A 12,065-nucleotide genomic window follows, 5' to 3' on the forward strand; every position below is an offset into this window, starting at 1 on the left:
GCTTCCGAACAGGTTTGGTCACCCTGCGTGCTGTGACATTTCCCGGGCATCCCCAATTCGGACCAGTGGTCGATCTCGCCTACACTCGGGGGCGTGCCTCGTGGTGATGGACGACTCAACCACGACCTGCTCCCCGGCGAAAAGGGCCCCCAGGACGCTTGCGGCGTCTTCGGTGTCTGGGCTCCGGGTGAAGAGGTCGCCAAGCTCACCTACTTCGGACTGTATGCACTGCAGCACCGTGGACAAGAGTCCGCGGGTATCGCTGTGAGCAACGGTTCCCAGATCCTCGTCTTCAAGGACATGGGCCTCGTTTCCCAAGTCTTCGACGAAACCTCTCTCGGCTCGCTCCAGGGTCATATCGCGGTCGGTCACGCCCGCTACTCGACCACTGGTGCCTCCGTCTGGGAGAACGCTCAACCGACCTTCCGCGCGACCGCCCACGGCTCCATTGCCCTGGGTCACAACGGCAACCTGGTGAACACCGCCGAGTTGGCCGAGATGGTCGCCGACCTCCCCCGTCAGGACGGCCGTGCCACCCAGGTGGCGGCCACCAACGACACCGACCTGGTCACCGCCCTGCTGGCCGGCCAGACGGACGACGACGGCAAGCCCCTGACCATCGAGGAGTCGGCCACCAAGGTCCTCCCGAAGGTGAAGGGCGCCTTCTCGCTCGTCTTCATGGACGAGGGCACGCTCTACACCGCCCGTGACCCGCAGGGCATCCGCCCGCTGGTCCTCGGCCGCCTGGAGCGCGGCTGGGTGGTGGCGAGCGAGACCGCCGCCCTGGACATCTGCGGCGCCAGCTTCGTCCGCGAGGTCGAGCCGGGCGAGCTGATCGCGATCGACGAGAACGGTCTCCGGACCTCTCGCTTCGCGGAAGCAAAGCCCAAGGGGTGTGTCTTCGAGTACGTCTACCTGGCGCGCCCGGACACCGACATCGCCGGCCGGAACGTCTACCTCTCGCGTGTCGAGATGGGACGGCGCCTGGCCAAGGAAGCCCCTGCCGAGGCCGACCTGGTGATATCGACGCCGGAGTCCGGCACGCCCGCCGCCGTCGGATACGCCGAAGCCAGCGGGATCCCGTACGGCGTCGGCCTGGTCAAGAACGCCTACGTGGGCCGGACCTTCATCCAGCCCTCGCAGACGATCCGCCAGCTCGGCATCCGCCTCAAGCTCAACCCCCTCAAGGAAGTCATCCGGGGCAAGCGCCTGGTGGTCGTCGACGACTCGATCGTCCGCGGCAACACCCAGCGCGCCCTGGTCAAGATGCTCCGCGAGGCCGGCGCGGCGGAGGTCCACATCCGGATCTCCTCGCCGCCGGTGAAGTGGCCGTGCTTCTTCGGCATCGACTTCGCCACCCGGGCCGAGCTGATCGCCAACGGCATGACGGTCGACGAGATCGCCACGTCGCTGGGCGCGGACTCGCTCTCGTACATCTCGCTCGACTCGATGATCGAGGCGACGACCATCCAGAAGCCCAACCTCTGCCGTGCCTGCTTCGACGGCGTGTACCCCATGGAACTGCCCGACCCGCAGCTCCTGGGCAAGCAGCTCCTGGAATCGGAGCTGGCCGGCGGCACAGACGCCGCCGACGCCCTCCGGCGCCCGTAGGGCCCGAGGCAACGCCGCGGTACGCGGGCTCGCAGGAGCCCGCGTACCGCGGCCCCTCCCCTCCCCTCCCCCCTCATCCTGCTCAACCTGCGCGGGGCCTTCTCTTTCAGGCTTTTCCAGGGCCTCGCACCACACGCAGCAACGACACGAAAGCTCTCTCCTGTCATGACAGAGAAGACCACCGGTGCCAGCTACGCAGCCGCGGGCGTGGACATCGACGCGGGAGACCGCGCCGTCGAGCTGATGAAGGAGTGGGTGAAGAAGACGCAGCGCCCCGAGGTCCTCGGCGGCCTCGGCGGTTTCGCCGGCCTCTTCGACGCCTCCGCCCTCAAGCGCTACGAGCGCCCCCTGCTCGCCTCCGCCACCGACGGCGTCGGCACCAAGGTGGACATCGCCCGCCGCATGGGCGTGTACGACACCATCGGCCACGACCTCGTCGCGATGGTCATGGACGACATCGTCGTGTGCGGCGCCGAGCCGCTCTTCATGACGGACTACATCTGCGTCGGCAAGGTCCACCCCGAGCGCGTCGCGGCCATCGTCAAGGGCATCGCCGAGGGCTGCGTCCTGGCCGGCTGCGCCCTGGTCGGCGGCGAGACCGCCGAGCACCCCGGCCTGCTGGGCCCGGAGGACTTCGACGTGGCGGGCGCCGGCACCGGCGTCGTCGAGTACGACCGCCTGCTGGGCGCGGACCGCATCCGTACGGGCGACGCCGTCATCGCGATGGCGTCCTCCGGTCTTCACTCGAACGGGTACTCGCTGGTCCGCCACGTCCTCTTCGACCGGGCCGGAATGTCCCTCGAGGGCCACGTCGAGGAGCTCGGCCGGACCCTCGGCGAGGAGCTGCTGGAGCCCACCAAGATCTACTCCCTGGACTGCATGGCCCTCACCCGGACGGCCGACGTGCACGCCTACTCCCACATCACGGGCGGCGGCCTCGCGGCCAACCTCGCCCGGGTGATCCCGGACCACCTGCACGCCACGGTCGACCGCTCGACCTGGACTCCGGGCGCGATCTTCGACCTGGTCGGCAAGGCCGGTCAGGTGGAGCGCCTGGAGCTGGAGAAGACCCTGAACATGGGCGTCGGCATGATGGCCGTGGTCCCGCAGGAGTCGGTGGACGTGGCCCTGACCGCCCTGGCCGACCGGGGCGTCGACGCCTGGGTCGCGGGCGAGATCCTGGACCGCGGCGACCACACCGAGGGCGCGACGATGACCGGCGACTACGCGAGCTGACCGGTTCGGGGAGCCGGCCACCACCGGCTCCCACCTGCGCGAACAGCACCTGCGCGAGCAGCACGTGTGCGAACGGCACGTATGCGAACAGCACGTATGCGAACAGCACGGAAACCCGGCCCGGGGCGATGCCCTGGACCGGGTTTCCGTGCATGTGAAGCTGTGTGCCGCTGCTGAGGATCAGCGCACCGCGAGTTCGACGCCGATGGGCGCGTCAAGCACCGCGACGGTAGACGGACGGACCGGACTCTTCGTCCTCGTCCTCGTCATCGCTGTTGTAGCGCTCCGCGTACTTGGCGTACGGGTCGTCCTCGTCATCATCAAGCTCGTCATCGACGACCGGCTCGCTGACAGGCAGCGGTTCCGTGTGCGATGCGCCCAGCTCATTGGCCAGACGCGACAAGTCAGTCCCGCCGCTGCTGTACTTCAGCTGGCGGGCGACCTTCGTCTGCTTGGCCTTTGCCCGGCCGCGCCCCATGGCTCGACCCCCTCGGTGACGGGGCTCGACGGCCCCAGAGTCTGACACGCGTTCATGGTTCGGAGCGGGCTCTCCGTGGAGAGACCGTCCGTAGGGGTTTAACGGTACCTGCTTCCGCGGCCATACGGTACGCCGCCCGCATGACGCGCCCCGGTGCAGTACCAGCAAGGCGCCCCGTCCTCGCTGGTCAGCTGCGATTTTAGCCGTTTCCTGACGGGCGACCCGCCGAAGCACAGTGAGTTCCGTCTCGCTGCGCCCCGGCGGGCCGCCCAGAGGCCCCGTAAGGGCCCCGTGAGGGTCAGACGGTGCGCGCCGCGCTGCGGGCGTCAGCCATCCGCTGCTCGGCGATGCGGTCGGCGGCCGCGGCCGGCGGAATCCCGTCCGCCTTCGCACGTGCGAAGATCTCCAGCGTGGTGTCGAAGATCTTCGCGGCCTTGGCCTTGCACCGGTCGAAGTCGAAGCCGCGCAGCTCGTCGGCGACCTGGATGACCCCGCCCGCGTTGACCACGTAGTCCGGGGCGTAGAGGATCCCGCGGTCCGCGAGGTCCTTCTCGATGCCCGGGTGGGCGAGCTGGTTGTTCGCCGCGCCGCAGACGATCTTGGCGGTGAGGGCGGGCACGGAGTCGTCGTTCAGGGCCCCGCCCAGCGCGCAGGGGGCGTAGATGTCCAGGCCCTCCACGCGGATCAGCGCCTCGGTGTCGGCGACGGCGGTCACCTTGCCCGGGTGCTTGTCGAGGATCCGCTGCACGGACTCGGTGCGGACGTCCGTGATGACGACCTCGGCGCCGTCCTCCAGCAGGTGCTCGACCAGGTGGTGGCCGACCTTGCCGACGCCCGCGATACCGACCTTGCGGCCACGCAGGGTCGGGTCGCCCCACAGGTGCTGGGCGCTGGCGCGCATGCCCTGGAAGACGCCGAAGGCGGTGAGGACGGAGGAGTCGCCGGCGCCGCCGTTCTCGGGGGAGCGGCCGGTCGCCCAGCGGGTCTCGCGGGCCACGACGTCCATGTCGGCCACGTAGGTGCCGACGTCGCAGGCGGTCACGTAGCGGCCGCCGAGGGACTCCACGAACCGGCCGTAGGCCAGCAGCAGTTCCTCGGACTTCAGGACGTCCGGGTCACCGATGATGACGGCCTTGCCGCCGCCCAGGTCGAGCCCGGCGAGCGCGTTCTTGTACGACATGCCGCGCGAGAGGTTCAGCGCGTCGAGGACGGCCTCCTCGTCCGAGGCGTACGCGTGGAACCGCGTACCGCCGAGGGCCGGGCCCAGGGCGGTGGAGTGGATCGCGATGACGGCCTTCAGGCCGGAGGCTCGGTCCTGGCACAGCACGACTTGCTCGTGGCCGCCCTGTTCGCTGCGGAACAGGGTGTGCAGGACGCCGTCGGTCATTTCGGTCACGGTGGTGACTCCCATGGAAGAGATGCGGCGGGTAAGACGCCCGCCCTGCGGGTGGGGGAGGGCGTGCTGGGAGCAGCGTAAGACCTCCGGGGCCCCGTGCTCCTCCCTGTCCGAAGATCGGGACGCCGAAGGGTGAGAGGGGATGCGGGGGAGCGTCCGCCGGAGTAGCGCCGGGCGGGGCGGGGGAGTACGAGAGCGTGAGCGAATCCCCCGATCCCCGGCTGCCGTCCGCCCGCTCGGCCCCCACCGTCCCGTACGCCTCCTACCTGCGCGTCTACGAACCCCTGACGGCCTTCCCGGAGCCCGAGCGCACCCACTGGGCCGACTACGCCCGGCGCGGGGCCACCCCGACCGCGCAGGACGAACTGCGACGGTCGCTGGTGGACTTGGTACGGGTGCCCGTGGTCGGTGTCCCGGCGCACGAGAGCGCGGACGCCTTCACCGCCGAGGTCGACGGGGTCCTGCTGGTCTGCCCCTGGCGGACGAGGCTGCGGGGCTGGCTCGCGCTCCAGGAACTGCAGGCCGAGTTCCCGCTGCCGGTGCTCGACGCCGCCCTGCCCGCGGCCGCCCGCCGCCGCGCGACCGAGGAGTACGAGCTCTGGCGCGGGCGCAATCCCGATGCGCGGCCGTGGATCCGTACGGGGGTCTGGCAGGTGCCGCTGCGCTGGTTCGTGCTGGTGGCCGACGAGGAGCGGGAGTACGTGCCGGGCGAGGGGCTGCGCTATCGGACGCCGATGGTGCAGGCCCGGCGCCGGCTCGCGCGCGGGCTGCGGACCCTGCGGGAGGCCGAGGGGTACGGGATGCTCGCCGAGGGGCTGGTGGAGGTCGGGAGCTGGCTGGAGGAGTTCCACCCCCGCTCGATGGTGGAGCTGGACTACGGCGGGCTGCTGCACGCGCTGCCGGCGGACCGGCTCGACGCCGATCACTCGGCGGCGGACCTGGCGGCGGGGCTCGCCGCCCTGCGGACCGGGGACCGGGAGGGGGCGGCGCGCACGTACGGGGCCCTGGCGGAGCGGTGGCGGGCGGTCCGGGAGAGACTCTTCGCCAATTGAGTGGCTCGGTTCCGGTTTCGGCCCGAGTGACCTGTGCGACCCGGGTAGCGACTCCGGACCCGCTTGTCCATCCGCCGATCGGCCGAGCACGGAAGAGAACGGCCAGCTCAAGGCCGTGATGCCCTCTTTTGGGTCTTTGTTCCGGGACCTTCGTCCCGATACGGGCCATTGGCCCAAGCGTGACGGACCGCACTTTCTACACCCTTGCGCCCTTCCCCTACCCTCGTGCCAAAATAGGACAAGGAGTCCGGGGAGGGTTCCTTCCGTCCAACTAAGGGCGGAATGCTCGGTATTGCACTCTACGGGGGGTCTGACGACTCCTGATCGCTCTGTGACTGATCGTCACAGTGGGGTGACTGTCCGTTATGGGACGGTCCATCGGCTTCCGCCGCTGATGAACACCTCGGAGGGCAATTCCATCGGTTTGGCCGTCGAGGCTGGACGGATGGTGTAGTTGTAGTGCCGAGGACAAGCCGTTCGTCCTATAACCGACTCGGCCCGCGTATGTCCATTTCGGGCAACGTGGGCCAAGGTGCAGAATTTAGAGGAAAGAACCGAGATGGTTCGGTTCTCCCGAGGAGGCCGCTCATGACCGCTCGCACCCCTGATGCCGAGCCGCTGCTGACCCCGGCTGAGGTTGCCACGATGTTCCGCGTGGACCCGAAGACGGTCACCCGTTGGGCCAAGGCTGGCAAGCTCACGTCCATCCGCACCCTGGGTGGACACCGCCGCTACCGCGAGGCTGAGGTCCGCGCACTGCTTGCGGGAATTCCGCAGCAGCGCAGCGAGGCCTGAGGTTCCGCAGCACTACTTATTGCCGGGCGTTTATCGGGTCCCCCAATCCGATGAGCCCCACAGAGCTTTGAAACGGCCGGACCTGCCCCAACAGGTTCATCGGTCGTTCGATCGCGCTGGACTCCGCCGGGTCCAGCGCGATCTTTTTTATGCCCAGGTCAGGGCGTTATCGAGCAGATGTGCGGAGCCGGCCGGGGTGGGTGCCATTGCACATATAAAATCGAGCGGGCGTATGAGCGTCATAAAAGGGTGCGTCTCAAAAACACATGGGGTGACTCCCGTCACAGATGATCACTCTTGTGGATCAGGCAATGCACCCCGTAAAGGGACGTGTCGCGCAGAGCGCATCATCCGGACGGGCGATTTCGCGGGCGCGGTGCGGGGGCGATGAGGGGGCGGCGGGGAGGCGGGGCGGTCGGGGGTGGTCCGGGTTCCTCTGCCGGCCGCGCACGGGGCTCCAGGCGGCCCTCAGCGGGCCGTGGAGGGCCTGGTGGGGGTTCTGGGGGCAGCTGGGCCCAATCGGGCCCGTGAGGCGGTCTGGTGGGCCGTCCGGCCCAGCGGGCCCGTGCGGCGGTCCGCGGCGGTCGGTACGCCGGCCGCCGCCTCGGGCCGTACGTCGCCCCGCACTTCGGTCCCGTCGTGCCCCTTTGGGGGCCGCTGCGCCCCTTGGGCAGCCGCCGTACCCCGGAAACGCGTCAGGGCCCGCATCCAGAGGATGCGGGCCCTGACGATCTTGCGAACCTGACGGGACTTGAACCCGCGACCTCCACCTTGACAGGGTGGCGAGCTAACCAACTGCTCCACAGGTCCTTGATTTGCGGCCGTTGGGCGGCTGCGAATCAGACTGTACCGCAGCTCAGGGGGTGCAGTCGAACCCGATCACCGAGCAGGTCCCGGGGCCGCCGCGTCCACCGCCTTCACGATGCGCTTGTCGGAGATCGGATAGGCCGTTCCGAGCGCGTGCGCGAAGTAGCTGACCCGCAGTTCCTCGATCATCCAGCGGATCTCGGTGACCTCCGCCGGGACCGGGCGGCCCTTGGGCAACTGCTCCAGCAGCCACAGGTACTCGTCCCGCATCTCGTGGACCTTCTCCATGCGCGTGGTGTCGCGCTGGACGCCCGTGGGCATCTGCTGGAGCCGCCGGTCGACGGCCACCAGGTAGCGCATCAGGTCCGGCAGCCGGCGCAGTCCGGTCAGCGTGACGAACCCGGCCGGCATGAGGGCCGCGAGCTGCGTCCTGGCGTCCTGGACGTTGGCCACCAGGGCGAGGCTGGCCGTGGTCTTCAGACGGCGTTCACAGGCCTGCCAGGCGGCCAGCACCTGCTGCACCTGCGTGATCGTCCGTACGGTCGTGTCCACCAGGTCGGTCCGCACGGCTTCGTAGAGCTTGCGGAAGCCCGCCTCGTCCCACGCCGGTCCGCCGTGCCGGGCGATCAGGTGGTCGGCCGCCGCGGTCGCGCAGTCGTCGAACAGCGCCTGGATGGAGCCGTGCGGATTGCGCGACAGCGCCAGCTTCTGCTGGTTGCTCAGGTGGTCCGAGGCGAACTTCGCCGGGTTCACCGTGATGTTGAGCAGGATCAGCCGCCGGGTGCCGAGCCGCATCGCCTGCTGCTGCTCGGCCTCGGTGTCGAAGAGGCGTACGGAGACGCTCGTACCGGCGTCCACGAGCGCCGGGTACGCCTTCACCGGCTGGCCGGCCCGGCGGGTCTCGAAGACCTTGGTCAGCGTCCCGATGGTCCAGTCCGTCAGCCCGGTCTTCTCCACCGACTCCCCGCCCTCCCGCTCGGCGCTGGCCGCGGCGGCCTGCGAGAGCGCCTGGCGGGCCTTGGGCTTGAGCCGGAGCCGCAGGGCCTCCAGGTCCTTGGCCTCGGCGAGGTTCTTGCGGCGCTCGTCGACGATCCGGAAGGTGATCTTCAGGTGGTCGGGGATCCGGGTCAGGTCGAAGTCCTCGGCGCTGACCGGCACCCCGACCATCCGCTGGAGCTCACGGGCCAGCGTCACGTGCAGGGGCTCCTGCAGCGGGTGCGCGGTGGCCAGGAAGCGGGTCGCGTAGTTCGGCGCGGGCACGTAGTGCCGGCGGATCGGCTTCGGGAGGGACCGGATCAGCTCCGTGACCACCTCCTCGCGCAGACCAGGGATCTGCCAGTCGAAGCCCTCGTCCGTGACCTGGTTCAGCACCTGGAGCGGGATGTGGACGGTCACGCCGTCCGCGTCCGCGCCCGGCTCGAACTGATAGGTCACCCGGAACTTCAGCCGGCCCTGCATCCAGGAGTCCGGATAGTCGGCCTTGGTGACCCCGGCCGCCTTCTCCGTCAGGAGCATCTCGCGCTCGAAGTCGAGCAGCTCGGGCTCGTCGCGCTTCTTGTGCTTCCACCAGGAGTCGAAGTGCGCCCCCGAGACCACGTGTTCGGGGATCCGCTGGTCGTAGAAGTCGAAGAGCGTCTCGTCGTCGACCACGATGTCGCGGCGCCGGGCCCGGTTCTCCAGCTCCTCCACCTCGGTGAGGAGCTTGCGGTTGTCGGCGTAGAACTTGTGGTGGGTCCGCCAGTCGCCCTCGACCAGGGCGTTGCGAATGAACAGATCGCGCGAGACCGCGGCGTCGATCCGGCCGTAGTTGATCTTCCGCTGCGCGACGATCGGCACGCCGTACAGCGTGACCTTCTCGAAGGCCATGACGGCCGCCTGGTCCTTCTCCCAGTGCGGCTCGCTGTACGTGCGCTTGATCAGGTGCTGGGCGAGCGGCTCCACCCACTCCGGCTCGACCTTGGCGTTCACCCGGGCCCACAGCCGCGAGGTCTCCACCAGCTCGGCCGACATCAGGAACTTGGGCTGCTTCTTGAACAGCGAGGAACCCGGGAAGATCGCGAACTTGGCGGACCGGGCCCCCAGGTACTCGTTCTTGTCGGTGTCCTTCAGCCCGATGTGCGACAGCAGGCCGGCCAGCAGCGAGATGTGCACGCTCGTCTCGGGGGCGTCGGCCTCGTTGACGTGGATGCCCATGGACTTGGCGACCGTACGCAGCTGCGAATAGATGTCCTGCCATTCGCGGATCCGCAGGAAGTTCAGGTACTCCTGCTTGCACATCCGGCGGAACGAGGACGAGCCGCGCTCCTTCTGCTGCTCGCGGATGTAGCGCCACATGTTCAGGAACGAGAGGAAGTCGCTCGTCTCGTCCTTGAACCGGGCGTGGTTCTGGTCCGCCTGCGTCTGCTTGTCCGAGGGCCGCTCGCGCGGGTCCTGGATGGACAGGGCCGCCGCGATGACCATGACCTCGCGGACGCAGTTGTTCTTGTCCGCCTCCACCACCATGCGGGCGAGGCGCGGGTCCACGGGGAGCTGGGAGAGCTGGCGGCCCATAGGGGTGAGCCGCTTCTTGTGATCCTTCTCGTTCGGATCGAGCGCCCCGAGCTCCTGGAGCAGCTGCACGCCGTCGCGGATGTTGCGGTGGTCCGGCGGGTCGATGAAGGGGAACTTCTCGATCTCGCCGAGGCCGGCCGCGGTCATCTGGAGGATGACGGAGGCGAGGTTGGTGCGCAGGATCTCGGCGTCCGTGAACTCCGGGCGGGTGAGGAAGTCGTCCTCGGAGTAGAGGCGGATGCAGATGCCGTCGCTGGTACGGCCGCAGCGGCCCTTGCGCTGGTTGGCGCTGGCCTGCGAGATCCGCTCGATGGGCAGCCGCTGGACCTTGGTGCGGTGGCTGTACCGGGAGATGCGGGCGGTGCCCGGGTCGATCACGTACTTGATGCCGGGGACCGTCAGGGAGGTCTCGGCGACGTTGGTGGCCAGGACGATCCGGCGGCCGGTGTGCTGTTGGAAGACCCGGTGCTGCTCGGCGTGCGAGAGGCGCGCGTAGAGGGGGAGGACCTCGGTCAGGCGGAGCTTGCGCTTCTCCAGCGCGTCCGCCGTGTCGCGGATCTCGCGCTCGCCGGAGAGGAAGACCAGGACGTCGCCCGGCCCCTCGGCCTGGAGCTCCTCGACGGCCTCGCAGATCGCGGTGATCTGGTCGCGGTCGCTGTCTTCGGAATCGTCTTCGAGGAGGGGGCGGTAGCGCACCTCCACCGGGTACGTCCGGCCGCTGACCTCGACGATCGGGGCGTCGCCGAAGTGCCGGGAGAAGCGCTGCGGGTCGATCGTCGCCGAGGTGATGATCACCTTGAGGTCGGGGCGCTTGGGCAGCAGCGTGGCGAGGTAGCCGAGCAGGAAGTCGATGTTCAGCGACCGCTCGTGGGCCTCGTCGATGATGATCGTGTCGTACGCGCGCAGCTCGCGGTCCGTCTGGATCTCGGCGAGCAGGATGCCGTCCGTCATCAGCTTCACGAAGGTCGCGTCCTGGTCCACCTGGTCGGTGAACCGGACCTTCCAGCCGACGGTCTGGCCGATCTCGGACTTCAGCTCCTCCGCGATGCGCTCCGCGACCGTGCGTGCCGCGATCCGGCGGGGCTGGGTGTGCCCGATCATGCCGCGGACCCCGCGCCCCAGCTCCATGCAGATCTTGGGGATCTGCGTGGTCTTGCCGGAGCCGGTCTCGCCCGCGACGATCACGACCTGGTGGTCGCGTATCGCCTCGGCGATCTCGTCCTTCTTCTGGCTGACGGGCAGGTTCTCGGGATACGTGACCTCGGGCATCCGCGAGGCGCGCCCGGCCAGTCGCTCGGCGGCCTTTTCGGCCTCCGCGCGGATCTCGTCGAGTACGGCCTGCTTGGCCTCGGGCTTGCGGATACGGCGGGCGCCTTCGAGGCGGCGGCCGAGGCGGTGCGCGTCACGGAGGGAGATCTCACCGAGAAGCGTCTGCAGGGCGGCGAAGGAAGTAGACATACCTGGTCGAGGATCTCACCCGTAGGTGCCGGGTGGCGAACGCATTTGTGGGGCTGACCCGTACCATTTCGGGACGAGTCCCCCGAGCGTTACCCCGACGTGTCCCCAGCGACGCCCCCACCATGTCCCTGCGATGTCCGAGCGATGTCCCAGCGAGAGGCCGCCCACGATGTCCCGCAGCCACCGCCTCCGGTGCGTGTTCGCGGTACTGCTGGGCTGGGCTTTGATGGCCGGAACCTTCCAGGCGGCAGCCTCGGCGCCGGCGGTCCAGGCGGCCCCGTCCGTCCCGGCCGCCCCGTCCGTCTCGGTGGCCGCTGCGGCGCCTATGGCCCCTGCTGCCCCGGCCGTCCCGGTTCCCGGGGACCCCGCAGCCACCGGGACCGAGGCCGTGACGGCCTCGGCCGCCGCGGAGCCGGGCTCCCCTCCCGTCGCGGCCTTCGCCCCCGGCTCCGCCGGTCCCGCCGGGCCTGCCTGTGCCCCGGGGGCCCCCGGCCGGGACGGCGTGCCCGCCCTGCCGGGGCGGGCCGGGCGCGACCAGGCGCAGGCTCAGGCCCCGCCCGCGGGGCCCGGGGCCGAGGTGGTGGTCCCGGCACGGGTGATACCCGTACGGGTTCTCGTACACGGGCCCGGCCCGTCGGCGCCGTCCCTGCTGGAGCTGTCCGTGATGCGGGTCTAGGAGGAC

At 69.6% G+C, this 12,065-nt stretch carries 8 protein-coding genes and 1 tRNA gene; 5 read left to right on the forward strand and 4 right to left on the reverse strand.

Translation table 11 applies throughout. The annotated features are described in order from the left end of the window. Positions 1-93: 93 nt before the first annotated feature. Together purF and purM are read left to right on the forward strand one after the other, a co-directional pair. On the forward strand, positions 94-1,611 hold the full coding sequence (purF, locus tag OG898_RS13085) for an amidophosphoribosyltransferase (RefSeq protein ID WP_250751941.1): 1,518 nt from the start codon (positions 94-96) through the stop codon (positions 1,609-1,611). Positions 1,612-1,776: 165 nt separating this feature from the next. Continuing rightward, on the forward strand, positions 1,777-2,847 hold the full coding sequence (gene purM, locus OG898_RS13090; protein ID WP_250751940.1) for a phosphoribosylformylglycinamidine cyclo-ligase: 1,071 nt from the start codon (positions 1,777-1,779) through the stop codon (positions 2,845-2,847). A gap of 214 nt (positions 2,848-3,061) precedes the next feature. On the opposite strand, the gene OG898_RS13095 is transcribed toward purM, so the two are convergent. Both OG898_RS13095 and OG898_RS13100 read right to left on the reverse strand, forming a co-directional pair. Beyond that, positions 3,062-3,325, reverse strand: coding sequence for a DUF3073 domain-containing protein (locus OG898_RS13095; protein WP_250751938.1), 264 nt, complete (start codon positions 3,323-3,325; stop codon positions 3,062-3,064). Between the two features lie 298 nt (positions 3,326-3,623). Beyond that, entirely contained in the window at positions 3,624-4,721 is a 1,098-nt protein-coding gene (locus OG898_RS13100; RefSeq protein WP_323184848.1) for a Glu/Leu/Phe/Val dehydrogenase, read from the reverse strand. A 197-nt stretch (positions 4,722-4,918) separates the two neighbouring features. On the opposite strand from OG898_RS13100, the gene OG898_RS13105 reads away from it, so the two are divergent. Both OG898_RS13105 and bldC read left to right on the forward strand, forming a co-directional pair. After that, positions 4,919-5,773 (forward strand): hypothetical protein, encoded by an 855-nt coding sequence (locus tag OG898_RS13105; protein WP_266956903.1) that lies wholly within the window; start codon positions 4,919-4,921, stop codon positions 5,771-5,773. Positions 5,774-6,361: 588 nt separating this feature from the next. Next, complete coding sequence (gene bldC, locus OG898_RS13110) at positions 6,362-6,568, forward strand: developmental transcriptional regulator BldC (protein WP_003949541.1); 207 nt, start codon at positions 6,362-6,364, stop codon at positions 6,566-6,568. A gap of 736 nt (positions 6,569-7,304) precedes the next feature. Here bldC and OG898_RS13115 read toward each other — a convergent pair. Together OG898_RS13115 and hrpA are read right to left on the reverse strand one after the other, a co-directional pair. Beyond that, a tRNA-Asp gene (locus OG898_RS13115) sits at positions 7,305-7,378 on the reverse strand. Positions 7,379-7,447: 69 nt separating this feature from the next. Then, on the reverse strand, positions 7,448-11,383 hold the full coding sequence (gene hrpA, locus OG898_RS13120; protein ID WP_266956905.1) for an ATP-dependent RNA helicase HrpA: 3,936 nt from the start codon (positions 11,381-11,383) through the stop codon (positions 7,448-7,450). A gap of 196 nt (positions 11,384-11,579) precedes the next feature. On the opposite strand from hrpA, the gene OG898_RS13125 reads away from it, so the two are divergent. Next, complete coding sequence (locus tag OG898_RS13125; protein WP_266956907.1) at positions 11,580-12,059, forward strand: hypothetical protein; 480 nt, start codon at positions 11,580-11,582, stop codon at positions 12,057-12,059. Positions 12,060-12,065: the final 6 nt, after the last annotated feature.

The organism is Streptomyces sp. NBC_00193, assembly GCF_026342735.1.
Lineage (GTDB): Bacteria > Actinomycetota > Actinomycetes > Streptomycetales > Streptomycetaceae > Streptomyces > Streptomyces stoeckheimensis.

Coding starts and splice junctions, on each gene's coding strand:
- purM (WP_250751940.1), top strand. CDS start 1,777: ATGACAGAGAAGACCACCGGTGCCAGCTACGCAGCCGCGGGCGTGGAC.
- OG898_RS13095 (WP_250751938.1), bottom strand. CDS start 3,325: ATGGGGCGCGGCCGGGCAAAGGCCAAGCAGACGAAGGTCGCCCGCCAG.
- bldC (WP_003949541.1), top strand. CDS start 6,362: ATGACCGCTCGCACCCCTGATGCCGAGCCGCTGCTGACCCCGGCTGAG.
- hrpA (WP_266956905.1), bottom strand. CDS start 11,383: ATGTCTACTTCCTTCGCCGCCCTGCAGACGCTTCTCGGTGAGATCTCC.